26 protein-coding genes are annotated in these 24504 nt (G+C 72.7%); 10 read left to right on the top strand and 16 right to left on the bottom strand.

The features are described from left to right. Positions 1-76 precede the first annotated feature (76 nt). Positions 77-553, top strand: a complete 477-nt coding sequence (locus AC27L3_RS21240) for a hypothetical protein (RefSeq protein WP_487235634.1) — start codon at positions 77-79, stop codon at positions 551-553. 12 nt (positions 554-565) lie between these two features. Here AC27L3_RS21240 and AC27L3_RS21235 read toward each other — a convergent pair whose 3' ends face one another. From AC27L3_RS21235 to AC27L3_RS21220, 4 genes are all read right to left on the bottom strand, one after another. Further along, on the bottom strand, positions 566-1519 hold the full coding sequence (locus AC27L3_RS21235) for an RNA polymerase sigma factor SigF (protein ID WP_487235633.1): 954 nt from the start codon (positions 1517-1519) through the stop codon (positions 566-568). 16 nt (positions 1520-1535) lie between these two features. Then, positions 1536-1952: an ATP-binding protein gene (locus tag AC27L3_RS21230; RefSeq protein ID WP_126915983.1), complete on the bottom strand. Its 417-nt coding sequence runs from the start codon at positions 1950-1952 to the stop codon at positions 1536-1538. A 198-nt stretch (positions 1953-2150) separates the two neighbouring features. Continuing rightward, a complete protein-coding gene (locus AC27L3_RS21225; RefSeq protein WP_487235632.1) occupies positions 2151-2687 on the bottom strand; it encodes a GNAT family N-acetyltransferase in 537 nt (178 codons plus the stop codon). A 70-nt stretch (positions 2688-2757) separates the two neighbouring features. Next, on the bottom strand, positions 2758-3018 hold the full coding sequence (locus AC27L3_RS21220) for a UBP-type zinc finger domain-containing protein (protein WP_344437253.1): 261 nt from the start codon (positions 3016-3018) through the stop codon (positions 2758-2760). 57 nt (positions 3019-3075) lie between these two features. On the opposite strand from AC27L3_RS21220, the gene AC27L3_RS21215 reads away from it, so the two are divergent. Further along, entirely contained in the window at positions 3076-4671 is a 1596-nt protein-coding gene (locus tag AC27L3_RS21215; RefSeq protein WP_487235661.1) for a Na+/H+ antiporter, read from the top strand. Positions 4672-4798: 127 nt separating this feature from the next. On the opposite strand, the gene AC27L3_RS21210 is transcribed toward AC27L3_RS21215, so the two are convergent. Beyond that, positions 4799-5707 (bottom strand): 1-aminocyclopropane-1-carboxylate deaminase/D-cysteine desulfhydrase, encoded by a 909-nt coding sequence (locus AC27L3_RS21210; protein ID WP_487235631.1) that lies wholly within the window; start codon positions 5705-5707, stop codon positions 4799-4801. A gap of 46 nt (positions 5708-5753) precedes the next feature. On the opposite strand from AC27L3_RS21210, the gene AC27L3_RS21205 reads away from it, so the two are divergent. Further along, a complete protein-coding gene (locus AC27L3_RS21205) occupies positions 5754-6665 on the top strand; it encodes a glutaminase (protein WP_487235630.1) in 912 nt (303 codons plus the stop codon). A gap of 18 nt (positions 6666-6683) precedes the next feature. Here the strand turns inward: AC27L3_RS21205 and AC27L3_RS21200 are convergent, their stop codons facing one another. The 3 genes from AC27L3_RS21200 to tatA form a co-directional block, all read right to left on the bottom strand. Then, complete coding sequence (locus tag AC27L3_RS21200; protein ID WP_487235629.1) at positions 6684-7622, bottom strand: beta-ketoacyl-ACP synthase III; 939 nt, start codon at positions 7620-7622, stop codon at positions 6684-6686. Positions 7623-7784: 162 nt separating this feature from the next. Further along, positions 7785-9140 carry an alkaline phosphatase gene (locus AC27L3_RS21195; protein ID WP_487235628.1) on the bottom strand — a complete coding sequence of 452 codons (1356 nt, stop codon included), beginning with the start codon at positions 9138-9140 and terminating at the stop codon, positions 7785-7787. A gap of 101 nt (positions 9141-9241) precedes the next feature. After that, positions 9242-9445, bottom strand: a complete 204-nt coding sequence (gene tatA, locus AC27L3_RS21190) for a Sec-independent protein translocase subunit TatA (RefSeq protein WP_487235627.1) — start codon at positions 9443-9445, stop codon at positions 9242-9244. Positions 9446-9607: 162 nt separating this feature from the next. Here tatA and AC27L3_RS21185 point away from each other — a divergent pair, with 162 nt between their 5' ends. Further along, positions 9608-11077 carry an LCP family protein gene (locus AC27L3_RS21185; protein WP_487235626.1) on the top strand — a complete coding sequence of 490 codons (1470 nt, stop codon included), beginning with the start codon at positions 9608-9610 and terminating at the stop codon, positions 11075-11077. Between the two features lie 76 nt (positions 11078-11153). After that, positions 11154-12494, top strand: a complete 1341-nt coding sequence (locus AC27L3_RS21180; RefSeq protein ID WP_487235625.1) for a hypothetical protein — start codon at positions 11154-11156, stop codon at positions 12492-12494. A 152-nt stretch (positions 12495-12646) separates the two neighbouring features. Here AC27L3_RS21180 and mgtA read toward each other — a convergent pair whose 3' ends face one another. Both mgtA and AC27L3_RS21170 read right to left on the bottom strand, forming a co-directional pair. Continuing rightward, a complete protein-coding gene (gene mgtA, locus AC27L3_RS21175) occupies positions 12647-15181 on the bottom strand; it encodes a magnesium-translocating P-type ATPase (RefSeq protein WP_487235624.1) in 2535 nt (844 codons plus the stop codon). Beyond that, the gene (locus tag AC27L3_RS21170; protein ID WP_425583292.1) at positions 15165-15572 is read right to left on the bottom strand and encodes an ArsR/SmtB family transcription factor; all 408 of its coding nucleotides are present in this window, start codon (positions 15570-15572) and stop codon (positions 15165-15167) included. The genes mgtA and AC27L3_RS21170 overlap by 17 nt, the downstream gene beginning before the upstream one ends. A gap of 139 nt (positions 15573-15711) precedes the next feature. Here AC27L3_RS21170 and AC27L3_RS21165 point away from each other — a divergent pair, with 139 nt between their 5' ends. After that, positions 15712-15981 carry a GlsB/YeaQ/YmgE family stress response membrane protein gene (locus AC27L3_RS21165; protein ID WP_487235623.1) on the top strand — a complete coding sequence of 90 codons (270 nt, stop codon included), beginning with the start codon at positions 15712-15714 and terminating at the stop codon, positions 15979-15981. A 24-nt stretch (positions 15982-16005) separates the two neighbouring features. Here AC27L3_RS21165 and AC27L3_RS21160 read toward each other — a convergent pair whose 3' ends face one another. Then, the gene (locus AC27L3_RS21160) at positions 16006-16647 is read right to left on the bottom strand and encodes an HAD family acid phosphatase (protein ID WP_487235622.1); all 642 of its coding nucleotides are present in this window, start codon (positions 16645-16647) and stop codon (positions 16006-16008) included. Positions 16648-16768: 121 nt separating this feature from the next. Then, entirely contained in the window at positions 16769-17164 is a 396-nt protein-coding gene (sodN, locus tag AC27L3_RS21155) for a superoxide dismutase, Ni (protein WP_344437265.1), read from the bottom strand. A 142-nt stretch (positions 17165-17306) separates the two neighbouring features. On the opposite strand from sodN, the gene sodX reads away from it, so the two are divergent. After that, positions 17307-17771 (top strand): nickel-type superoxide dismutase maturation protease, encoded by a 465-nt coding sequence (gene sodX, locus AC27L3_RS21150; RefSeq protein ID WP_487235621.1) that lies wholly within the window; start codon positions 17307-17309, stop codon positions 17769-17771. Here sodX and AC27L3_RS21145 read toward each other — a convergent pair. Further along, positions 17663-18304: a CGNR zinc finger domain-containing protein gene (locus AC27L3_RS21145; RefSeq protein WP_487235620.1), complete on the bottom strand. Its 642-nt coding sequence runs from the start codon at positions 18302-18304 to the stop codon at positions 17663-17665. The two genes, sodX and AC27L3_RS21145, sit on opposite strands and share 109 nt — an antisense overlap. 149 nt (positions 18305-18453) lie before the next feature. On the opposite strand from AC27L3_RS21145, the gene AC27L3_RS21140 reads away from it, so the two are divergent. Both AC27L3_RS21140 and AC27L3_RS21135 read left to right on the top strand, forming a co-directional pair. Beyond that, positions 18454-18798 carry a hypothetical protein gene (locus tag AC27L3_RS21140; RefSeq protein WP_487235619.1) on the top strand — a complete coding sequence of 115 codons (345 nt, stop codon included), beginning with the start codon at positions 18454-18456 and terminating at the stop codon, positions 18796-18798. A 14-nt stretch (positions 18799-18812) separates the two neighbouring features. After that, on the top strand, positions 18813-19166 hold the full coding sequence (locus AC27L3_RS21135) for a hypothetical protein (RefSeq protein ID WP_487235618.1): 354 nt from the start codon (positions 18813-18815) through the stop codon (positions 19164-19166). 56 nt (positions 19167-19222) lie between these two features. Here the strand turns inward: AC27L3_RS21135 and AC27L3_RS21130 are convergent, their stop codons facing one another. The 3 genes from AC27L3_RS21130 to AC27L3_RS21120 all read right to left on the bottom strand — a co-directional run bounded on the left by AC27L3_RS21130 (position 19223) and on the right by AC27L3_RS21120 (position 22683). After that, positions 19223-19984: an amino acid ABC transporter ATP-binding protein gene (locus AC27L3_RS21130; protein ID WP_487235617.1), complete on the bottom strand. Its 762-nt coding sequence runs from the start codon at positions 19982-19984 to the stop codon at positions 19223-19225. Further along, positions 19981-20865: an amino acid ABC transporter permease gene (locus AC27L3_RS21125; RefSeq protein ID WP_487235660.1), complete on the bottom strand. Its 885-nt coding sequence runs from the start codon at positions 20863-20865 to the stop codon at positions 19981-19983. The genes AC27L3_RS21130 and AC27L3_RS21125 overlap by 4 nt, the downstream gene beginning before the upstream one ends. Before the next feature lie 846 nt (positions 20866-21711). After that, entirely contained in the window at positions 21712-22683 is a 972-nt protein-coding gene (locus tag AC27L3_RS21120; protein ID WP_487235616.1) for an ABC transporter substrate-binding protein, read from the bottom strand. A gap of 577 nt (positions 22684-23260) precedes the next feature. Here AC27L3_RS21120 and AC27L3_RS21115 point away from each other — a divergent pair. Beyond that, positions 23261-24472 carry an NAD(P)-dependent malic enzyme gene (locus AC27L3_RS21115; RefSeq protein WP_487235615.1) on the top strand — a complete coding sequence of 404 codons (1212 nt, stop codon included), beginning with the start codon at positions 23261-23263 and terminating at the stop codon, positions 24470-24472. The last annotated feature ends 32 nt before the right edge of the window (positions 24473-24504 follow it).

Below are 24504 nucleotides of genomic sequence, written 5' to 3'. Positions count from 1 at the left end.
CAGCCTACCTACCTGTCGGTACACCACCCATCCCAGGCCGGGCTTTCCGGACGCCGGTACGGCTACCCTGCTTCGAGTGAGCAGCAAGCAGTCCGCGTCGAAAAACCCCCGGAAGGGCGCCGCCCCCGCCGCCCCCGCCACCCGTGCGGCCTCCCCGGGCCCCCGTCCCGCCCGGCTGACCGCCGCGGCGGCGCTGGTCGGCCTGGAGGGCCTGGCCCTGTTCGCCGCCGGCGCCGCCATGCTCGTCCTGGGCCTGCTGGGCCGCCCCGACAGCCCGCGGCAGGCGGAGACGGGCGGCCTGACCGTCCTGGCCCTGGCCGTGCTGCCGCTGCTGGCGGCGCGCGGGCTGTGGCTGCTGCGCCGCTGGAGCCGCGGCCCGGCCGTGATCACGCAGATCATGGCGCTGCCGGTGGCCTGGACGCTCTTCAACGGCGGCGGGGCGCTGATCGCCGGAGCGGCGGCGCTCGCGGCCGCGGCCGTGGCCGTGCTCGTGCTGCTGGTCAGCCCCGCGGCGGCCGAGGCCCTGGGCGCAGGTCCCCGCAGCGCCCCGTAAGGGGCGCGCGGGTCACTCCTCGATCAGCAGGCGGTCCCGCAGCTGGGCGAGGGTGCGGGCCAGCAGCCGGGAGACGTGCATCTGCGAGATGCCGACCTCCTGGGCGATCTGCGACTGGGTCATGTTGCCGAAGAAGCGCAGCAGCAGGATCTTCTTCTCCCGCGGCGGCAGGTCCTCCAGCAGCGGCTTGAGGGACTCGCGGTACTCCACGCCCTCCAGGGCCTCGTCCTCCGCGCCGAGGGTGTCGGCGACCGCCGGGGACTCGTCGTCGGTGTCCGGCACGTCCAGGGAAAGCGTGCTGTAGGCGTTGGCCGACTCCAGGCCCTCCAGCACCTCCTCCTCGGAGATCGACAGGTGCTCGGCCAGCTCGTGGACGGTCGGGGCCCGGCCGTGCCGCTGGGAGAGCTCGGCGGTGGCCGTGGTCAGCGACAGCCGCAGCTCCTGCAGCCGGCGCGGCACCCGCACCGCCCAGCCCTTGTCGCGGAAGTGCCGCTTGATCTCGCCGACGACGGTGGGCGTGGCGTACGTGGAGAACTCCACCCCGCGGTCGGGGTCGAACCGGTCCACGGACTTGATCAGCCCGATCGTGGCGACCTGGGTGAGGTCGTCCAGCGGCTCGCCGCGGTTGCGGAAGCGCCGGGCCAGGTGCTCGACCAGGGGCAGGTGCATCCGCACCAGGTGGTTGCGCAGCTCGGCGCGCTCGGGCGAGCCGTCGGGAAGCGCGCGCAGCTCGACGAACAGGGCGCGGGCTCCGCTGCGGTCGTGCGGATCCGGGTGCGGCTTCCGCTGCCGGCGCTGCTGCTGATCCATGTGGTCCGCCCGCTCCGAAGGGTCGCTGGCCTGGTCCGGACCGGGGTCCGGGCCCTGCGGGCCGGGACGCTCCGGATCGAGGTCCTCCGGATGCGGCCGGGCAGGCTGCTGCGGGATGGCCGGGGTGCGCACTCCCCGCGGTGACGCAGTACTCACGGAGCCCCCTCTTCCGTCACGGCTGTCCGGGGCCGGCGCCGCGCTTCTTGTGCAGGCTGATGCTGACCGTGCGGTCCTCCGCGACGGTGGAGTCCACCTCTCCGGCCAGGGCGGAGAGCACCGTCCAGGCGAAGGTGTCGCGCTCGGGCGCACGGCCGTCGGTGGTGGGTGCCGAGACGGTCACCCGCAAGGCGTCCCCCACGAGCCGGAAGACGCAGCTGAGGACGGAGCCCGGCACGGCCTGTTGCAACAGGATGGCGCAGGCCTCGTCCACGGCGATGCGCAAGTCCTCGATTTCGTCGAGGGTGAAGTCCAGCCGGGCCGCGAGACCGGCCGTCGCCGTCCGCAGCACCGACAGGTAGGCACCTGCGGCGGGCAGCCGGACTTCCACGAAGTCCTGGGTCGTCCCAGGCTCGCCTGCGATGGGGGACACCCTCACCTCCAAGGTGGCACAAGCTCATTGAGCTGAGTTGAGCGCCGGTCCCGCGCGGTCCGGTGAAGGCCGGTGCGGGTCGGGGCGGCACATGGTCCGGCTGAGACGCTATCGCGATCTGCGGTTCCGCGCCGCAGGCCCACGACTGTCACTCATGGTAAACCCATGAGTACGGACAGTGGCTAGAGGTCTGCGGTCTCAATTCGAAAGCGAGGACGGCTCGTTGGGCCGCTTGCTCGGATTTTCGTCACTCTGCGCGAGCGCCGCAAGGGCCCGGAGCGGTTCGCCGGTAAGTCGTTGCACCGTCCATTCGTCCATGGACTGCGCCCCGATGGACTTGTAGAACGCGATCGAGGGGGCGTTCCAGTCCAGCACTGACCACTCGAAACGACGATAGCCGCGCTCCACGCAGATCCGGGCGAGCTCCGCGAGCAACGCCTTTCCGTGCCCGCCGCCCCGCGCGTGCGGCCGTACGTAAAGGTCTTCGAGATAGATACCGTGCGTACCCGTCCACGTCGAGAAGTTCCGGAACCACAGCGCGAAACCGAGCACCGCGCCCGGCTCTTCGTCACTCTCCGCCATCAGGGCGAACACGGCGGGTTCCGGACCGAACAGCGCCTCGCGCAGCTGTTCCTCCGTGGCCTGTGCCTCCTCCAGCGCCCGTTCGTACTCCGCGAGTTCGCGGATCATCGCGTGGATCTCCGGCACGTCGGCCGGCGTGGCGGTACGGATCATGCCTGCATGCTAGCCCGGGCCCCGCGCAGGGCCCCTTCGGACGAGGTGCCCCTTCAGGCGAGGTGCCCCTTCAGACGATGTGCTTGTCCACGTAGCACCAACGCCAGGTCTGCCCCGGCTCGAAGCTGCGCATCACCGCATGCCCCGTGCGCTCGAAGTGCGCCGTCGCATGCCGGTACGGCGAGGAGTCGCAGCAGGCCACGTTGCCGCACACCAAACACATGCGCAGCTGCACCGGATGACTGCCCGCCGCCTCGCAGTCCGGGCACGTGACGGCCAGCGGCTCCGGCTCGGGGCGCGGCAACCCCGGAACGTGCGCACACTCGATCATGATTGCCAGGGTAGATCGCACAGCCGGAACGTGTGCGCGCAGACAGGCGGGGAGCCCATGGACGTCATGCCGTTGCTGTTGCTGGTCGCCGCCAGCGCCGTCGTCGCCGGGGCCGCCCGCCGCACCCCCGTACCCGCCCCCCTGCTCCTCGTCGCCGCCGGGCTCGCCGCCGCGTACGTCCCCGGCGTGCCCGACTACGCCCTCGACCCGCACGTCGTCCTGCCGCTGCTCCTGCCGCCCCTGCTGCACACCGCCGCCCTCGACAGCTCCTACCTCGACCTGCGCGCCAACCTGCGGCCCGTCGCGCTGCTGTCCTTCGGCTACGTGCTGTTCGCCACCGTCTTCGTCGGCTACGCGGCCTACCTCGTCGTCCCCGGGCTGCCGCTCGCCGCCGCCATGGTGCTCGGCGCCGTCGTCGCCCCGCCCGACGCCGTCGCCGCCACCGCCATCGCCCGCCGCCTCGGCCTGCCGTCGCGGCTCACCACCATCCTGCAGGGCGAGTCCCTGGTGAACGACGCCACCGCCATCACCGCCTACCGGGTGGCCGTCGCCGGCGTCGTCGGCGGCAGCGTCAGCTGGTCGCACGGCATCCTCGCCTTCGTCCTCGCCGCCCTCGGCGGCGTCGCCGTCGGCTTCGTCCTGATGGTGCCGATCCACTGGCTGCGCACCCACCTGCGCGAACCCCTGCTGCAGAACACCCTCTCCCTGCTCATCCCCTTCGTCGCCTACGGCACCGCCGAGCAGCTGCACGCCTCCGGCGTGCTGGCCGTCGTGGTCGTCGCCCTCTACCTCGGCCACCGCTCCTGGCAGGTCGACTTCGCCACCCGGCTGCAGGAGGCCGCCGTGTGGCGCATGGTCGCCTTCCTCCTCGAATCCGCCGTCTTCATGCTGATCGGCCTCCAGCTGCCGGTGGTGCTCCGCGAACTGGGCACGTACGGGGTGGGGGAGGCCCTCCTCTACGGGCTCGCCGTCTTCGCGGCCGTCGTCCTCGCCCGCTTCCTGTGGGTCTTCCCCGCGGCCTTCGTACCCCGGGCCCTGTCCCGGCGCGTCCGCGAACGGGAGGAGGACCCCACCTGGCAGGGCGTACTGATCATCGGCTGGGCGGGCATGCGCGGCGTCGTCTCCCTCGCCATCGCCTTCTCCGTACCCGTGGCCGCCGCGCACGGGCCCTTCCCCGCCCGCAACCTCATCCTCTTCCTCACCTTCACCACCGTGATCGGCACGCTCGTGGTGCAGGGCCTCACCCTGCCCCCGCTCATCCGCCGCCTCCGGCTGCCGCAGCGCGACCCCGGCATGGACACCCTCGTCGAGGCCCAGGCCCAGAGCGAGGCATCCGAAGCCGCGGAGCGGCGCCTGGCCGAACTCCTCGCCGACGAGCACAACGCCCTGCCCTCCCCCCTGGCCGACCGCCTGCGCGCCGTCCTCGAACGCCGCCGCAACGCCGTCTGGGAACGCCTCGGAGCGGTCGACGAGCGCACGGGGGAATCGGTCGACGACACCTACCGGCGGCTGTCGCGCGAGGTCATCGGGGCGGAGCGGGCCGTGTTCGTGGCCCTGCGGGACGCACGGCGCATCGACGACGAGATGCTGCGCACGTTGCTGCGGCGCCTGGACCTGGAGGAGGCGGCCGCGTACCGCGAGGAGACGGGCTAGCGTCCCGTAGGGGCGCGGGGCGGTGCCACGGCACTCCGTCTGCGGGCGCGTCGTGGCTTGTCGCGCAGTTCCCCGCGCCCCTACGGGGGCCGTGGTCGCCGCAGGGCGAAGATCCGCCGGACGCCCCTTACGGGGCGCCCGTGATCACGGCTGCCACCGTCGTGCCCGGCGCGAACGCGCCCTCCTCGGCCAGCGTCGTCAGCCCGTGCAGCATCTTCGCCACGTACACCCGCTCCAGCGGGACCCCGTGCCGGGTCTCGAAGTCCGCCGCGAACGCCTCCAGCTCCGGCGTCGACCGGGCGTAGCCCCCCGCGTGGAAGCGCTCGTCCAGCACCCACTGCCCGCGCCGGCCGCCGAACGCCTCCCGTTGCAGGCGCAGCACCTCCTCGCCCAGGAAGCCGCCCTTGAGCACGGGGAAGCCGATCGCCCGCTGCCGCGGGCCCAGGCCGGCCGCCAGGCCCGCCAGTGTGCCGCCCGTGCCGCAGGCGACCCCCACCACGTCCGCGACGCCGCGCAGCTCGCGGCCGAGCGCCTCGCAGCCGTGCACGGCGGCCGCGTTGCTGCCGCCCTCCGGCACGACGTAGCAGCCCTCCGGCACGAGCGCGGCCAGCACCTCGGGTTCGGTCTTGCGGCGGTACGTGGCCCGGTCGACGAAGCGCAGCCGCATGCCGTCCGCGGCGCACTGGGCCAGGGACGGGTTCAGCGGTCGGTCCGCCAGCTCGTCGCCGCGCACGATGCCGATCGTCGCGAACCCCAGCAGCCGGCCGGCGGCGGCCGTGGCCCGCAGGTGGTTGGAGTAGGCCCCGCCGAAGGTGAGCAGCGTGCGCCGGCCCGCGGCGGCCGCGGCCCGCAGGTTCGGCTCCAGCTTGCGCCACTTGTTGCCGGGCAGGTCCGGATGTATGAGGTCGTCCCGTTTGAGCAGCAGCCGCAGGCCGCGCCGGGCGAACCGGTCGTCCTCCGGCTCCTGCACCGGGGAGGGCAGCAGCGGGCGCAACGCGGCCGGATCGGGGGGATTGTCGCTGGTCACGCCCCCCATTTTGTACGCTGGCCCGGCCAGTGAGCAGAAGAGAAAGCACACCACCGTGGACTACCAGGCCGTACTCGAAGAGGTCGCCGCCTTCGCGAGGCCGCTGGTCGGCCGGGGACAGGTGGCCGACTACATCCCCGCCCTCGCGGAGGTCGACGTCGCCCAGTTCGGCATGGCCGTCGCCGACGTGGACGGTGGCCTGTACGGCGTGGGGGACTGGGAACGGCCCTTCTCCGTGCAGTCGATCTCCAAGGCCTTCGCCCTCGCCCTCGTGCTCGCGCACGGCGGCGACCGCATCTGGGAGCGGGTCGGCACCGAGCCGTCCGGCAACCCCTTCAACTCGCTGGTGCAGCTGGAGTACGAGCACGGCATTCCGCGCAACCCCTTCATCAACGCCGGCGCCCTGGTCGTCACCGACCGGCTCCAGACCCTGACGGGCGACGCCAGCGCCACCATGCTGGAATTCCTGCGCGCCGAGAGCGGCAACCCCGGCGTCGCCTTCAATGCGGCCGTGGCCAAGTCCGAGTCCGAGCACGGCGACCGCAACGCGGCCCTCGCCCACTTCATGGCCAGCTACGGCAACCTCGACAACCCCGTGCCGACCGTGCTGGAGCACTACTTCCGGCAGTGCTCCGTCGAAATGAGCTGCCGCGACCTCGCCCTGGCGAGCGGCTTCCTGGCGCGGCACGGCCTGCGCGCCGACGGCTCGCGGCTCCTGCCGCGGCGGGAGGCCAAGCAGGTCAACGCGGTGATGCTCACCTGCGGCACGTACGACGCGGCGGGCGACTTCGCCTACCGGGTGGGGTTGCCGGGCAAGTCGGGCGTGGGCGGCGGCATCGTCGCCGTCATACCGGGCCGCTGCACGCTGTGCGTCTGGAGCCCGGGGCTCGACACGCGCGGCAACTCCGTGGCGGGCGTCGCGGCGCTGGACCACTTCACGTCGCTGACGGGCTGGTCGGTGTTCTGAGGGCGCCGCCCGCCGCCCCTACGGGCAGTGGATGACCTGGCCCGCGTACGAGAGGTTGCCGCCGAAGCCGAACAGCAGGATCGGGGCTCCCGGCTCGATGCGTCCGGTGGCCACGAGCTTCGACAGGGCCAGCGGAATGCTGGCCGCCGAGGTGTTGCCGGACTCCGTCACGTCGCTCGCGACGATCGCGTTGACCGCTCCCAGCCGCCGGGCCACCGGCTCGATGATGCGCAGGTTCGCCTGGTGCAGCACCACGGCCGCCAGGTCCTCCGGCGCGAGCCCCGCCCGCTCGCACACCCGCCGGGCGATCGGCGGCAGCTGCGTCGTGGCCCAGCGGTAGACCGACTGGCCCTCCTGGGCGAAGCGCGAGGGCGTGCCCTCGATGCGTACGGCGTGGCCCATCTCGGGCACCGAGCCCCACACGACGGGGCCGATGCCGGGCTGCTCGGCGGCGGTGACGACGGCGGCGCCGGCGCCGTCGCCGACCAGGACGCAGGTGGTGCGGTCGGTCCAGTCCGTGACGTCGGTGAACTTCTCCACCCCGACGACCAGGGCGTTGGTCGCGGCCCCGGCGCGGATGGCGTGGTCGGCGCTGGCGAGGGCGTGGGTGAAGCCGGCGCAGACGACGTTGACGTCCATGACCGCGGGCGAGGCGAGGCCGAGCTCGGCGGCCACGCGGGCGGCGGTGTTGGGGCTGCGGTCGACGGCGGTGCAGGTGGCGACGAGGACGAGGTCGATGTCGGCCGGGTCGAGGCCGCTGGCGGCCAGGGCCTTGGCCGCGGCCCGGGAGGCCATGCTGGCGACGGTCTCGTCGGGGGCGGCGACGCGACGGGTGCGGATGCCGACGCGGGTGCGGATCCACTCGTCGCTGGTGTCGACCATGGTGGCCAGCTCGTCGTTGGTGAGCACCCTGGCGGGCTGGTAGTGGCCGAGGGCCAGGACGCGAGACCCGGACATCGGGGTTCCTCCTGCGCGCGGTGGGGACGGATCTCTCAGTGTTGATGCTGAGGGGTCCTGCACCGGGTGCGTGATCCACCAATGTTCGGGCCGGATAACTGGCGCGACCGCACACGGGCCCGGCCGCCCCCACAGCGGCCGGGCCCGTGCGGGCGGGGTGGGTCAGCGCAGGGAGAGCGCGGTGCGGATGGTGGTGAACAGCTCGGTCTGGTCGGTCACGCCCAGCACGCGCTGGGAGCCGGGGCCCTGGGCGGCGATGCGGACCTCGGTGCCGGTGTGCTCCTGGGACTGGCCGGGCGTGTTGGTCGAGTAGTTGACCTTCAGCTGCTGTCCCTCGTTGGTGATCAGGGTGGAGGACAGGCCGGGCGGGTTGGCCTCCAGCGGCACGATCTGGCTGCTGTGGCCGTGGTCGGCGGTGGTGACGACCAGGGTGTCGGGGTGCTTGGCCGCGTAGTCGCGGGCGACCTTCACGGCGCGGTCGAAGGCGGCGGTCTCGCCGATCTGGCCGCAGGGGTCGGCGGCGTGGTCGCGCTTGTCGATGGAGGCACCCTCGACCTGCAGGAAGAAACCGTTCTTCTTGGCCTTGGGGGTGCCGAGCAGCTCCAGCGCGCGGCGGGTCTGCTCCTCCAGGGCGGGGGTGCCGGCCTTGCGCTCGGGGTTGCCGGTCACGCAGCGCTGGGCGGCGGTGCCGCCGACGGCCGCGGCCTTGCCGGTCCACTCGACGGGCACGTTGCCGTCGGCGAACAGGCCGAGGACGGGCTTGCCCGAGCGGGCGCCGGCCAGGCTCCTGCTGTCGGTCACCACCTGGTAGCCGAGCTTGCGGGCCTGCTCGGTGACGGTCATGCCCTTGTAGGGACCCTCGGTGATCTTCTGGTCGAAGCGGGCCCTGCCGCCGCCGAGGAGCACGTCGACCTTGTGGTTCACGCTCTGCTCGGCGATGGAGCCGGGGCCGCCCTTGGCGATGGTGTCGTTCGGGCAGGCCTTCATGTCGGCCGGGCCCTGGCAGCTGCGGTCGGTGGCGTGCGAGGCGAGGACGGCCGGGGTGGCGTCGGTCAGCTCGGCGGTGGTGACGCTGCCGGTGGCCAGTCCGCCGCGCTGGGCGAGCTCCAGGATGGTGGTCATGGGCTTGTCGGTGCCGGGCGTCTTGGATATGCGGCCGTTGACCGTCTTGTGGCCGGTGGCCCAGCCGGTGCCGGATGCGGCGGAGTCGGTGACGTAGTCCGGCTTGCCGTTCTTGTCCACCGAGTACGTGGTGTACGCGCCGGTCATCGGGAACTTGTCCATGTTCAGCCGCCCGGCCGCGCCCACGGTGTAGTCGCGGGCGAGGGTGATCTCGGAGTCGCCCATGCCGTCGCCGATGAGCAGGATGACGTTCTTCGCCTTCTTCGGGGCGTGGGCGAAGGCGTCCGACTGGCCGCCGTGCTCCGAGGCCGCCTGGGCGGCGGGCACGGCGACACCGGCGACGAGGAGCGCGGCGGCGCTCCAGGCGAGACGGCGTCGGTACGGACGAGAACCCATGGTTGCTTCCTCCTAGCTGGGCCGCGGCGGGGTGCCGGGCGGCCGCGAGGAAGCTCACCAGGGGCGGGTGTACCGCAGGTGATCGCCGGGTGACGTCCGGGTCACCGGGTGCCGTCTACAGATGCGGCCTTCGTGTCGCCACCCGCGTCGGCCCCGTCCTTCATCGCCTTGGCCTCGCTCTTCAGGATGCGCATCGACTTGCCCAGGGCCCGCGCGGTGTCGGGCAGTTTGCGCGATCCGAAGAGCAGGACCATGACGAGGACGACCACGAGGATGTGCCAGGGCTCCAGGGCGTTGCGCAGCACGGCGGCCCACCACCTCTCATCTGACTGGTTTGGATGCGTCCCGGCCGGACAGCCGAGCCCACAATACTTGCTAGATTGCGCAACTGGACAACCAAAGTCCGTGGCCGCCCGTCTCACCGTGCGGAAACGCACGGACACCGGGGGAGCGATGAGGGCACGGACATGAGCGGTAGGCGCGGCAGGCGAGGCAGGACCGGGGGCGGGGGCACGCGGCCGCGGACCTTCACCGTGATCGTGGTGTCGTTCCTGGTGCTGGTGACCGCCGGCGCCGGCTGGCTGTACCTCAGGCTCAACGGCAACATCACCACCTTCGACGCGGACGGGCTCTCCAAGGACCGGCCCGGCGCCGGCGTCGGCGGGCAGAACGTCCTGGTCATCGGCTCGGACTCGCGCGCCGGCGGCAACAGCGAGCTCGGCGGCGGCGAGGGCGACGTGGGCCGCTCGGACACGGCCTTCCTGCTGCACGTCCACGGCGACGGCAAGCACGCGGTCGCCGTCTCCATCCCGCGCGACACGCTGGTGGACATCCCCCCGTGCCGCAAGCCCGACGGCACCTGGACCGCCGAGCAGTCCCGCGCGATGTTCAACTCCGCCTTCACCGTGGGCGAATCGCCCCAGGGCAACCCCGCCTGTACGCAGAACACCGTCGAGCGCCTGACCGGACTGCGCGTCGACCACACCGTCGTCGTCGACTTCGCCGGGTTCTCCGCGATGACCTCGGCCGTGGGCGGCGTCGACGTCTGCGTCCCCAAGGACGTCTACCAGGGGGACCTCAACCCGAACCTGGGCTCCCGCGGCAAACTGCTCTTCCCCAAGGGCCCGCAGACCGTCTCCGGGCAGCGCGCCCTGGACTACGTCCGCGTACGGCACGGCATCGGCGACGGCTCAGACATCGGGCGCATCCAACGCCAACAGGCCTTCATGTCCTCGCTCGTGAAGAAGGTGCGCGCGCAGGGCTTCGACCCCACCACGCTGCTGCCGCTCGCCGACGCGGCCACCAAGTCGCTGACCGTCGACCCGGGTCTGGGCTCCGCGCAGAAGATGGTGTCGTTCGCGATGTCGCTGAAGGGCATCGACCTGCACGACATGAAGTTCGTGACCCTGCCCTGGCGGTACGAGGGCAACCGCGTCGCCGTCGTCCAGCCCGACGCCGACGCCCTGTGGGCCGCCCTGCGCGCCGACCGCACCGTCGACGGCAAGAACGCCGGCCGCGGCGGCGGAGCGGCTCCGCAGGCCACGCCGTCCACCCCGGTGCCCGTCTCGGGCGGCGGCGCGAAGGTCGCCGTACGCAACGGCACCGAGGTCGACGGGCTCGCCGCCCGGGCCGCCACCGCCATCGGGCAGCACGGCTTCGAGGTGACCGGCACCGCCACCGCCCGCTCCCAGGACCAGGCCACCACCGTCATCGAGTTCGGCTCCGGACAGGCGGAACACGCCCGCGCCCTCGCCCGGCTCTTTCCCGGGTCCTACGTCCGCGGGGCGGACATCAGCGGCATCATCCTGACCCTGGGCCGCGACTATGCGACGGCGGGGAGCCCGACCCCCTCGCCGAGCACGGAACCCGCACCGGACGTCGCCCGCGGCGCCCGGTCGGCGGACGACGACCCCTGCGCCAACCTCTCCTATGGGTGACGTGCGGCGATATGCCTGATTGATCCGCACTTGTGGTAGGTGCACAGTAGACCGTGACCCCTCCAAGGAGCTCCCCATGCCCGCCACCGCCGTCCCCCGCGCCGTCCACCGGCTCGTGACCCTCCTCGCGGTCCTCCTCCTCGCGGCCGGCACGGCACTGTGCGGCCCCGGCGCCCACGCCGCCGGCGGGCTCGACACCGCGGCCGACGCCCTGCGCAAGAACCCCGTCTACGTCGACCCCCGCGCCGCCGGCCAACTGCCCGCGGCCGACGCCGACGCCCTCGCCCGGAAGATCAAGGACGCCGACAAGCCCGTCTTCGTCGCCGTCCTGCCCGACGCACCCGAGTACCCCCGGGCCACCGTCCTGCGCGACCTGCGCACCAAGGTCGGCCTCGCCGGCGTCTACGCCGTCCACCTCGGCGACGCCTTCAACGCCGCCGCCGACCGCAGCGTCATGTCCCGCAACGCCGTCACCAACCTCGTCGGCTCCGTCCGGCGCACCGACGGCGACACCAACGCCCAGCTGAGCGCCTTCGTCGACGAGGCCGTCCGCACCGCGCGCGGCCACGCCCCCGGCTCCTGGGGCGGCACCGGCAAAGGCATCGGCACCACCGGCCTGATCACCGGCGGCGCCCTCGTGGTGGCCGGCGGCGCCGGCGCCTACGCCCTCTACCGGCGCGCCAGGCGCAAGCGCGAGGAACGCGAGCGCGCCGAGCTCGACGCCCTGCGCGTCGTCGTCGACGAGGACATCACCGCCTTCGGCGAGGAACTCGACCGGCTCGACTTCTCCCCCACCGAGACCGGCGCCACCGACGAGATGCGCGCCGACTACAGCCGGGCGCTCGACGCCTACGACGAGGCCAAGTCGAAAATGGCGGCCGCGGGCAAACCGGACGACGTGCGCGGCGTGACGGCCACCCTGGAAGAGGGCCGGTTCGCGCTCGCCACGCTCGCCGCCCGGCGCACCGGGGCGCCCCTGCCGCAGCGGCGGCCCCCCTGCTTCTTCGACCCGCGCCACGGGCCGTCCGTCCAGGACGTCCAGTGGGCGCCCCCCGGCGGCGCCCTGCGCACCGTGCCGGCCTGCGCGGCCGACGCGACCCGGCTGGCGAGCGGCCAGGAGCCGATGGCGCGAGAGGTGCAGACCCCGTACGGGCCGCGGCCCTACTGGGACGCGGGACCGGCGTACGCGCCGTGGGCCGGCGGGTACTTCGGCGGCGGCCTGCTGCCGGGGCTCCTCGTCGGCACGATGCTGGGCGGCATGCTCGGCGGCTCCCCCGCGTACGCGGCGCCGCCGGTGGGGCCGGAGGGCGGCGACTACACGGGCTCGGACTTCAACCCCGACGACTTCGGAGGCGGCGGCGACTGGGGCGGCGGCGACGGGGGAGGGGGCGGCGACTTCGGGGGCGGCAACTGGTAGCGCGCGGGGCTCCGCCCCGTAGGGGCGCGGGGCAGTGTCGATCTGCGGCTGCCGCCGCGTGGGCGCGATCGGCCACCGACGGCCCGCAGCCGACGCATCTGCGGGCGCGTCGTGGCTTGTCGCGCAGTTCCCCGCGCCCCTACGGGGCACCGCTAACGGCGCCGCGCCATCGCCAGCGCGCACCCGTACACCGCCAGCACCGCACCCAGCGCCCCGTAGTACGGCACCGGCAGCGGGGCCATGCCCAGCGCCGCCCCCGCCGGGGACGCCGGCAGCAGGAGCCCCGCCAGTGCCAGTCCCGCAACCGCCGCCCGCAAGGGCCCCGGCAGCCGGCCCGTACGGAGCAGCACCATCACCATCGCCTGCGTCAACAAGTTCTCCGTGAACCACCCCGCATGGAACACCCCCTCGTCCCCCGCCGCCAGCACCGCGAACGTCGCCACGTCCGCCGTCGCGTTGAGCAGGCCGAAGCCGGTCACGAACCGCAGGAGTGCGCGGGGGCGCAGGACGGCGGGGGCGGCGGCCGCCGCCGGGCCGGGGCGGTCGAAGGCCAGGGCGAGCTGGGCGGCGTCGAAGAAGAGGTTCTGGACGAGGACCTGCGCCGGCAGCATCGGCAGGAACGGCAGCATGAGCCCGGCCGCCAGCATGGCGATGACGTTGCCGACGTTGGAGGACAGGGTGATCCGCAGGTAGGAGCCGATGTTGGCGGTGCTGCGCCGGCCGGTGACGATGGCCCGGTCCAGGGCGGTGAGGTCCTTGGCGGCCAGGACGACGTCGGCGGCCTCGCGGGCCACGTCGACCCCGTCGCGCGGGCAGACGCCGACGTCGGCGGCGTGCAGGGCGGCGAGGTCGTTGACGCCGTCGCCGAGGAATCCGGTGGTGTGCCCGGCGGCGCGCAGGGCGGTCACGACGCGGGCCTTGTGGGCGGGGGTGCAGCGGGCGAAGACGGTGGTGGTGGCGGCCAGTCGCCCGAGGGCGGCGTCGTCGAGGGCGTCGATGTGCTCGCCGGTGACCGCGTCGCCGGGTGCGAGGCCGAGTTCGCGGCAGACGCGGACGGCCGTGCCGGGGTGGTCGCCGGTGAGCACCTTGATGGTGACGCCGTGCCGGGCGAGCCCGGCGAGGGCCTCGGCGGCGCCGGGGGCGGGCGCGTCGCGCAGGGCGAGGAAGCCGGTGAAGGTGAGGTCGTGTTCGTCGGCCTCGGTGTACGGCCGCTCGCGGGCGGGTCGTTCGGCGCGGGCGACGGCGAGGACGCGCAGTCCTTCGGCGGCGAGGCGGGCGGCGCGCTGCCGGTGCCGTTCGCGGTCGGCGTCGTCGAGGGCGCACCGGTCGAGGACGTCCTCGGGGGCGCCCTTGACGACGAGGGTGTGGGTGCCGGCGAGGGCGAAGCGGGGGTCGCCGGGGCGGCGCAGCACGGCGGTGGCCAGGCGCCGCCCGGGGCCGCAGGGCAGCGCGTCGACGCCTTCGTACGGCAGGTCGCCGGGGTCGCCGGGGCAGGCGTCGAGCACGGCGTCGTCGAGGGCGTCGGGGACGGGCAGTTCGGCGAGGTGCAGCGTCCACAGGGCGCCCAGGGCGGCCCAGCGCAGCACGTCGTCGTCGGGGTGGCCGGCGGCGTTCTCGGCGAGGGCGAGGACGGGCCGGTCCTCGGTGAGGGTGCCGGTCTTGTCGACGCACAGCACGTCGGCCGCGCCGAGGTCGTGCAGGGCGGGCAGCCGGCGGACGACGACCTCGCCGCCGCGGGCGAGCAGGGCGGCGCCGCGGGCGAGGGAGGCCGTCACGATCACGGGGAGCATTTCGGGTGTGAGCCCGACGGCCACGGCGACGGCGAAGGGCAGGGTCTCCAGGCCGCGGCCGCGCACGAGGGCGCCGGCGACGAGGGCCAGGGGGGCGACGAGCAGCATGAACCGGATGAGGGTCCAGGCGATGCCGTTGACGGAGCGGTCGAAGGGGCCGGGCGGGCGGCGGCGCGGTGCGCCGGCGAGGGCGCCGGAGAGCAGGGTGTGGCGGCCGGTGGCGACGACGACGCCGGTGCCGGTGCCGGAGACGACGCTGCTGCCCTGGAAGCACTGGTGGGGCAGGTCCAGGCCGGTCGCCGCCGGGTCCTGCGAGGCGGTGCGGGCCGTCTTGGCGACGGGGGCCGACTCGCCGGTGAGCGCGGCCTCGTGGACGGTCAGTCCGCGGGCGCGCAGCAGGTGCAGGTCCGCCGGGACGAGGTCGCCGGGGGCGAGCAGCACGACGTCGCCGGGCACGAGCTGGTCGACGGGCAGTTCGCGCACGGCCGGCGCCGAGGCGTCGGTGGCGCGGCGGCGTACGGTCGCGGTGCTGGCGACCAGCTCGCGCAGGGCGGCCGCCGAGCGGTCGGCGCGGTGTTCGCCGGTGGCCCGCAGCATGCAGCTGACCGTGACCAGGACGCAGATGACGAGGGCGGTGCCCCAGGAGGCCAGCAGCGCCGAGACGACGCCGAGGCCGAGCAGGACGGCGGTGAAGGGGTCGCGCAGGCTGCGGGCGAAGCGGTGCGGCCAGGAGGCGGGGCGGCGGCCGGGCAGGGCGTTCTCGCCGTACCGGCCGATGCGCTCCTCGGCTTCCGCTTCCGTCAGGCCGCGGGGCCCGCTGGCCAGGGCGCGCAGCACCTGCAGGGTGGTGCCGGTGTCCGGGCCGCGCGCCGCGGAGGACTCAGGCGCCCAGACCACGGAGGCGTCCGGCGGGGGCGCCGGCGTCCGCGCCGGCCCGGCGGTCGGCGAGCTGGCCGACCATGAGGCGGACGATGGTCACGACGTCGGGGTCGGCCACCAGGTACACCACCCGCCGCCCCTCGCGCCGGGACCGCACCAGCCCCGCGAGCTTGAGTTTCGCCAGGTGCTGGCTGATCGCCGGCAGCGCGCCGCCGACCCGCTCGGCCAGCGCGCTGACGTCGCTCTCGCCCTGGGCCAGCGCCCACATCAGGTGCAGCCGGGCGGAGGAGGCGAGCAGCCCGAAGGCCGCGGCCGCCTCGGCCAGCAGTTCGGCCGACGGGTCGCAGAGGTCGTCGAGGGAACCTCCGGCGCCCTTGGCGTTGCCGAAGCTCCCGACGCCTGCCGTCACTGTCGCTCTCCCCTCCCCGGGATTCCGCTCGCCCGGGCGCGCCCCAGTCTAGGCACCCGCCGGGGCGGGGCGGTCCGACATGCTCCGCCGACGGGAGGGGAAGGGTGTACCGACAGGAAACGGCCGCAAGGGGGAGGGCATGGAAATTGCGGGACTTGTCAGTGCGATCGTGATCGGTGCCTTCATCGGCGTCCTGGGCCGGCTGGTGGTGCCGGGCCGGCAGCGGGTCGGGCCGGCCGCCACGGTCCTCATCGGCATCGTGGCGGCCTTCCTCGGCGCTCTCGTCTGCCATCCGCTCGGCCTGTACGACACCAAGGGCATCACGTGGGCGGTGTGGCTGGTGCAGATTCTGCTGGCGGCGGTGGGCATCGCCTGGTACGACCGGCGCCGGGCGGCGCAGCGGTGGTGAGCGGGGCGGCGCGGGCCGGGAGGGTCAGGAGAGCTTGCCGCCGTAGTCCGGCAGCTTGAAGGTGCGCTCGGCGTGGCCGCCGGAGAGGTCGGTGTCGTGGTTGCCGATGTTGGCGACGATCGTGTAGCCCTGCGCCTCGATCGCGGCCCGCTGGGCGGTCTTGTAGGTGCTCACGTCGTGGAAGAGGTCGGGGAGGTGCCGGACGTACAGCCCGTCGACGGGGTAGCCGACCGTGCGCAGGTTCCATTCGGTGTACCCGTCGAGGATGCCGGGGCGCGCCGTGACGAAGAAGACGGCGACGCCGCGCTCGTGGGCGTAGCGGGTGAGCTCCAGGACGGGTCGGATCGCCGGCGTGGGGACGGCCGCCCAGTGGAAGTCGGTCTCCAGGGAGCTGTTGTCGATGTCCAGGACGAGGGCCGGCCGCATCCCGCCGGGGTGGGCGGTGCGCTCCGCCATGTACGGCTTCGCCCGGTCGACGACGGCCTGGACGTCCCGCTGCCAGACCGCGTAGTCGACGCCCTTGAGGCCGGCGGGGCCGAGGGTGCGGGCGGTGGTGGTCTGCGGCGCGGCGGCCCGGGCGGGGGTGGCGGCGGCCCCGGCGAGGGCCAGCGCGATGGCGGCCACGGCGGCCGCGGCCGCACGGCGGGTCCTGATCATTGCGGTCATGCATGGCATGCTCACGATCAAGAATGGCGTCGTGGGAACGCCCGCCTGAACCGCGGATGTACGGTGCGGGGCACGGCAAGGGCCCGGCCGCCGTGCGGCGACCGGGCCCCTCGTACCGCGCTCAGGCCTTCTTGGTCTCCCAGAAGATCCGGTCGATCTCCGCGATGAGCTCCAGCGCCTTCTCGCCCGTCTTCGGGTCCGTCGAGGCCTTTGCCGCGCTCAGAGCCTTGAGCGTGTCATTGACCAGCTGGTGCAGCTGCGGGTACTTCTCGAAGTGCGGAGGCTTGAAGTAATCGCTCCACAGCACCGAGACGTGGTGCTTGGCCAGCTCGGCGCGCTGCTCCTTGATGAGGATCGCGCGGGCGCGGAACGCCGCGTCCTCGTTGGCCTGGTACTTCTCTTGGACTGCCTTGACCGATTCGGCCTCGATCCGGGCCTGTGCCGGGTCGTAAACGCCGCAGGGCAGGTCACAGTGTGCACTGACCCGCACCTTGGGGGCGAAAAGGCGGGAGAGCATGAGCTGTCCTTCCTCGTGATCGTCTTCTCAGGTGCGAGATTACTCGGTGCGGGAAGGCTTTTCTCGGGTGCCCCGGGGGGCTTGGGACGAAAGTCCGGTGTCAGTCTGGGACCGGAGGCGGAACGGACGCGGAGGTGCCGTCGTGCAGGAGCAGCTGGAAGAGCGCGGGCAGGAGCTGGAGCGCGAGCACCGGGGGCTGCTGCGCATCGGCCTCGCCGAGGTCTACAACCCCTCGATGGTGCCCACCCTCAACCCCGGCGACCAGCTGCTCGTGCAGTACGGCGGGGTGGTGCGTCCGGGTGACGTCGTGGTCCTGCGGCACCCCTTCCGGCAGGACCTGCTCATCGTCAAACGCGCGGTGGAGCGGCGCGAGGGCGGCTGGTGGGTGCTGGGGGACAACCCCCTCGTCGAGAACGACAGCCGGGAGTTCGGCACCGTCCCGGACGAGTTCGTCGTCGCCCGCGCCCTGCTGCGGCTGCGCCGCCCGCCCGAGCGCGGTCAGCGCTCGGCGACGGCCGTGCTCTCCTGGCTCGGCTCCGCCGTACGGCCGCTGCGCTCCGCCGCCTCGCCCGCCCGGGCACTCTCCAGGCGCTTGCGGGCCCGGTAGGCGGCGACGTTGGCCCGGGTGGCACAGCGGTCGGAGCAATAGCGGCGGGAACGGTTGGTCGAGGTGTCCAGATAGGCGTTGCGACACGGCGGGGCCTGGCAGATGCCCAGCCGCTCCACCCCGTGCTCCGTCAGGTGCACCGCCAGCCCCATGCAGGCGGTGGCCGTGTACGACGCGCCGGCGTTGGCGGCGTGGTCGGCGATGTGCAGGTGCCACTTGGGGCGCCCGTCCTCGTCCCGGTACTCGTGCCCCGAGATCTGGGGGCTGACGGGGAAGTCCATCAGCAGCGCGTTCAGCAGGTCCACCGCCCGCACCTCCTCGCCCCCGGCGGCCGCCTCGAAGACGGCCCGCAGCCGCCCGCGCACCGTCCGCAGTCGCGTCAGGTCGCCGTCGGTCAACCGCCGCGCGGCCTGCGAAGCGGGCCCGAACAGCGCCCGCACCGCGTCCAGTGACGTCAGCGTGTCCACTCCGCGCGCGGGCTGCTCGGTATTGACCAGCCGCACGGCGTAGTCCGAGTACAAGGCCAGTTCCACTTTCACTTCCCCAGTCGCGCCGTAATGGCTGCCGCCATATCGAGGTTATTACAGAAGGTTGGCAGCTTGCTGCAACGACCGTGGAGAGCCTTCCGGCGGCGTCCCCACCATGAACGCGTTTTCGCATCCGGCTGTCGAAGGAGAATGCGATGCGCCTCATGAAATCCGTCCGCCTCGGTGCGGTCGCCGTTGCCGCCGCTGCCGGCCTCGGGCTGGCCGTGGCCCCGGCCCACGCGTCGACCACCACGCTCCACAAGGTCGGCTGCAACCAGAGCGACAAGACCCAGCTGCAGTTCTGGCAGATCGTCACCCCCTGGCCCCAGACCTGCTTCGCGGGCCACGGCGACCTCGACGTCAGCCTCTCCCAGTTCGCCCTGACCCCGGGCAACAACACCGGCTACCTCGTGTACCGGGACGGCACGAAGAAGACCTTCACCGCCGGTGAGCCGAAGTTCGGCCTCAAGGGCGAAGTCATCCACATCCACGTCAACTGAACACGGAGATCACGATGAACACGAAGAACATCATGAAGTCCGTCCGCATGGGCGCCGTCGCCCTGGCCGCGGCCGCCGGCCTGGGGCTCGCCGCGGCCCCGGCGCAGGCGTCGACCACCCTGCACAAGGTCACCTGCGACGCGAACGACACCACCCAGCTGAAGTTCTGGGGCTTCGTCTCGCTCTTCCCGACGGCGTGCTTCTCCGGCTCCGGCGACCTCGACACCAGCGTGTACGTGACGGCGTTCGTTCCCGGCAACCAGTCCGGCTACATCGTCTACGAGGACGGCACGAAGAAGTCCTTCAGCGCGGGCACCGCGCGCGTCGACGGCGCGTTCAAGAGCGTCGTCCACATCCACACCAACTGAACAAAAGCGCGGGGGTACGGGCCGGCCGGCCCGTACCCCCGCGCCTCACGTACCGGTCACAGGACCTTCGACAGGAACGCCTTCGTGCGCTCGTGCTGCGGCTTGGTCAGCACGTCCCGCGGGTGGCCGGACTCGACCACCACGCCCTGGTCCATGAAGACCACCGAGTCGCCCACCTCACGGGCGAAGCCCATCTCGTGCGTGACCACGATCATCGTCATGCCGTCTTCGGCGAGATCGCGCATCACGTCCAGCACGTCGCCCACCAGCTCCGGGTCCAGCGCCGACGTCGGCTCGTCGAAGAGCATCAGCTTCGGCTCCATCGCCAGCGCCCGGGCGATCGCCACCCGCTGCTGCTGGCCGCCGGAGAGCTGGGAGGGGTAGTTGCCGGCCTTGTCGGCCAGGCCGACGCGGTCCAGCAGCTTCAGCGCCCGCTCCCGGGCCACCGCCTTGCTCTCGCCCTTGACCTGCACCGGCGCCTCCATGACGTTCGCCAGCGCCGTCATGTGCGGGAAGAGGTTGAAGCGCTGGAACACCATGCCGATGTCCCGGCGGTTGCGGGCCACCTCGCTGTCCTTGAGCTCGTAGAGCTTGTTGCCCTGCTCGCGGTAGCCGACCAGCTGACCGTCCACGTACAGCCGGCCCGCGTTGATCTGCTCCAGGTGGTTGATGCACCGCAGGAACGTCGACTTGCCCGACCCCGAGGGGCCGATGAGGCAGAACACCTCGCGCGGCGCGACCTCCAGGTCGATGCCCTTGAGGACCTGCACGGCGCCGTAGGACTTGTGGACGCCCTCGGCCTTCACCATCGCGTTCATGCGCTGACACCTCCGGTGGTGCGGTTGCTGAAGGAGGCCAGGTTCTTCTTGACCTTCTGCCACGGGGTCAGCGGCAGGCTGCGCAGCGAGCCCCGGGCGTAACGCCGCTCCAGGTAGAACTGGCCGACGCTGAACACGCTGGTGAGGATCAGGTACCAGGTGGCGGCGAGGAAGAGCATCTCCACCGTGGCGCCGGTGGTCTGACCGATGTCGGACGTGGAGCGCAGCAGCTCCAGGTACTGGGCGGCACTCGCCGCCAGCGACGACGTCTTGAGCATGTTGATGAACTCGTTGCCCGTCGGCGGCACGATCACCCGCATCGCCTGCGGCAGCACGATGCGGCGCAGCGTCCTGCCCTGGCTCATGCCGAGCGCGTGCGCGGCCTCCGTCTGCCCCTCGTCCACCGACTGGATGCCGGCCCGCACGATCTCCGACATGTACGCGGCCTCGTTCAGCCCCAGACCGAGCAGCGCCGCCATGAACGGAGTCATGAAGTCGCTCATCTCGTCCCGGTAGATCGGACCGAGATTGATGTACGGGAAGATCAGCGCCAGGTTGAACCACAGCAGCAGCTGGACGTAGACCGGGGTGCCCCGGAAGAACCAGATGTACAACCACGAGACGGACGACGTCACGGGATTCTTCGACAGCCGCATCACCGCCAGCACGATGCCGAGCACGAGACCCAGCAGCATGGCCAGCAGCGAGATCAGCACGGTCTTGCCCAGACCGGACAGGACCGAGGAGTCGAACAGGTAGTCCGGGATCGCGCTGTAGTTGACGTTGGCCGTGGCGAAGGCGTTCACCAGCAGCCCGAGGAGACCGAGCACGACGACGGCCGAGACCCAGCGGCCGTAGTGCCGCACGGGAATCGCCTTGATCGCCTGCGGCCCGCCACCGTCGGAGCCCTCCGGCGCCTTGGCGGCCCCGGGCCCGTCACCCTTGCCACCACCGGAGGCGGCGCCCTTGCCGCCCTTGGCGGCCTTGCCGCCGTCCTTCTCGGCGGCAGCCGAGGCGGTGCCGGCCTTGCCGGTGTCCGTGGCCTTGGCGTCGCCGGCAGCCGCCGGCTCGGCCTCGGCGGCGCCGGCCGCGTCCGCGCTGGCCGCCGCCGGCTTGTCCGCCGCGTCGGCGGGGCCCTCGGCCTCGCCGGCCGTGGCGGCGTCCGCCGTCTTGGCGTCGTCGGCCGCGCTCGCGGCCTCGCCGGCCGCCTTGCCGTCGGCGGCGGCAGCCGCCTGCTCGTCCGCCGCGTCGGCGGGGTCCTTGGCAGCGCCGGACGCGTCCGCGACCGTGCCGTCGGCGCCCTTGCCGGCCTCGCCGGTCTCGTCAGCGGCGGTTTCGGCCGCCTCGGCAGCCGTGGCCGACGAGTCGCCGGCGGCCTTGCCGGCCTCCGCCGCCTCGGCGCCTTCGGCCGTGGTGGCCGAATCGCCGGCCTCGGCCGTGCCGGCCGCCTCGGCGGTCTCGGCAGTGGCGGCCTTCGCCGCCTCGGCAGCCGCCGCGGCCGTCTCGGCTTCGCCGGCGGCGGCGGCCGCCTTGTCGGCCTTCGCCGCGGCAGCGGCCTCGGTGGCCTTGCCGGCTGCGCCGGCCTCGGCAGCGTTCGCCTTGCCGGCTGCGCCGGCTTCGGCGGTCGGCTCCTTGCCGGTCTTGGCCGGCTGTGGCTCCTCGGGGGAGGGGGAAGAAGTCACGGGTGGTGCCTTTCAGCAGTTCCGTACGAGGGCGAGGGGGCGGGCTCAGGAACCGCCGTTGATCTTCACTTCCTTGATGGCGCCGGCGTCGACGCCCCAGGTCTTGACGACCTTCTCGTACGTACCGTTCTTGACGATCGCCTCGAGCGCCTCCTTGAGGGCGTCCCGGAGCTGTGCGTTGTCCTTCGCGACGGCGATGCCGTACGGCGCGGCCTCGACCTGGTCGCCGACGATCTCGAAGTCCTTGCCGCCGCCGGAGGTCTTGACCGCGTACGCGGCGACGGGGAAGTCGCTGGAGACGGCGTCGACGCCGCCCGCCTTGAGGCGGGTCTGTGCTTCGAGGTCGGTGTCGAACGCCTCGATGCCGATGCTTCCCTTGTCGTCCTTCTCGCACTTGTCGGACTGGGCCTTGGCCAGGTCGTGGGAGACGGTGCCGCGCTGGACGGCGACCTTCTTGTCGCACAGGTCGGCCCAGCCGCCGATCCCCTTGGTGTCGCCCTTCTTGGTGTAGAGGGAGACGCCGGCGTTGAAGTAGTCGACGAAGTCGACGCCCTCGCCGACCTTCTTCTTGGTCTTGGAGTCGACGCCTTCCTGCCGGTCCTTGGTGTCGGTCATCGCGGACATCGCGATGTCGTAACGCTTGGATCGCAGTCCGGTCAGCAGGGCGTCGAAGGTGCCGTTGTTGAACTCGACCTTGACCCCGAGTTCCTTGCCGAGGGCGGCGGCGATGTCGGGGTCGATGCCGACGACCTTGCCGTCCTGCTTGAACTCCACGGGCGGGTAGGCGATGTCGGAGCCCACCTTGATGACCTTGGAGTCCTGGATCTTCTTGGGCAGCTTGGCGAAGAGCGGGGCCTGGGAGCCGGCGGCGGTCTGGCCGGCGCCGTTGCCGGTCGTGGTCTTGTCCCGCTGGTCGCCGCAGCCGGTCAGCAGCAGGGTGCCGGCGACCGCGATCGCGCCGGCGGCGGCCAAACGACTCCTGGCGGCTGCCGGGCGGGGGGTGGTGCTTGCGGTCATTGCTCGTTCCTCCTGCGGTCGAGGGGGTATCCGACGGGTAACTCGGCAATCACGCGAAACACGGCTCGAGGGGGCGAGCACACTTCCTCGTGCGCCGCGACCTCGTGCGGTCTGCGCATCTTGCCATCCGGACTGCCCCATTCGGGGGGCCAGCCATGTCAAAATCGGATAACGGGTGATCGGCTTTCGTTACCAGCCGGTTCACACCTTTTATGGAGCTGTATCGCTTCTGTTCGACTTCCGGCGGGGAGACCCAGCTCACGCCCGCGCTGTCTCACTCCGTGGACGTTCGGCCGTTTCCCGTCACCAGTTCACACGTTTCCGGCCCGATCGGGTGCGGGAGCCGCGTCACACACAGCCGGAACTCACTCGTCGGCCGTAGCGCTCTTCCGGTAGAAAGACCAGTTACACCCCTCACCCGGGGCCCAGGGCGCGCGTGTGCGGCGCGCCCGGTGTTCCGTACGCGCCCGGTCATTCGCTGGTCATCCGCCGGCCGGGGCCCGGACACGTGCCCGACCCGCTCCCTCATCCCCGGAGCGGTTACCCTCGACGGCAATCGACAAAGGGGTCAAGAACAGTGTCAGCGGAGATCGTGAATCCTCGCAGCGACAGCGGTCCGGACGAAGAGCGCCAGGAGCTCTTCGACCCGGCGTTCGCGCTGCACCGGGGCGGCAAGATGGCGGTCCAGGCGACCGTCCCCGTGCGTGACCGGGACGATTTGTCCCTCGCGTACACGCCGGGCGTCGCGAAGGTGTGCAGCGCGATCGCCGAGGAGCCGGAGCTCGTGCACGACTACACCTGGAAGTCCCAGGTCGTCGCGGTGGTCACGGACGGCAGCGCGGTCCTCGGGCTGGGGGACATCGGTCCGGAGGCGTCGCTGCCCGTGATGGAGGGCAAGGCCATCCTCTTCAAGCAGTTCGGCGGGGTGGACGCGGTCCCGATCGCCCTGGACTGCCGGGACGTGGACGACCTCGTCGACACCGTCGCCCGCCTCGCCCCCTCCTTCGGCGGCATCAACCTGGAGGACATCTCGGCGCCGCGCTGCTTCGAGGTCGAGCGCCGCCTGCAGGAGCGCGTCGACATCCCCGTCTTCCACGACGACCAGCACGGCACCGCCGTCGTCACGCTCGCCGCACTGCGCAACGCCGCGCGTCTGACGGGCCGGACGCTGGGCCAGCTGCGGGCGGTGATCTCGGGTGCCGGTGCGGCCGGCGTCGCCATCGCCAGGATCCTGGTGGAGGCGGGCATCGGCGACGTCGCCGTCTGCGACCGCAAGGGCATCGTCTCCGGGGACCGCGAGGACCTCACCGACGTCAAGCGCGAGCTCGCCGGCTTCACCAACAAGGCCGGTCTGTCGGGCCCGTTGGAGTCGGCGCTGGACGGCGCGGACGTCTTCATCGGCGTCTCCGGCGGCACCATCGCGGAGGCCGCCGTCGCCAAGATGGCGAAGAACGCGCTGATCTTCGCGATGGCCAACCCCACGCCGGAGATCCACCCGGACGTCGCGCACAAGTACGCGGCCGTCGTCGCGACCGGCCGCAGCGACTACCCGAACCAGATCAACAACGTCCTCGCCTTCCCCGGCATCTTCGCCGGTGCCCTGCAGGTGCGGGCCTCCCGCATCACCGAGGGCATGAAGCTCGCGGCCGCCGAGGCGCTGGCCGCCGTGGTCGCCGACGAGCTCAGCGCGGACTGCGTGATCCCCTCGCCGTTCGACGAGCGGGTGGCCCCGGCCGTCACCGCCGCCGTGGCCGCCGCAGCCCGCGCCGACGGCGTCGCCCGGCGCTGAGGCGACCCGTTGTGACGTGGGGCCGGACCGCT

The sequence above is a fragment of the Streptomyces sp. PKA51 genome, from assembly GCF_057552455.1.
This window is presented reverse-complemented; position numbering and strand designations above follow the sequence as displayed.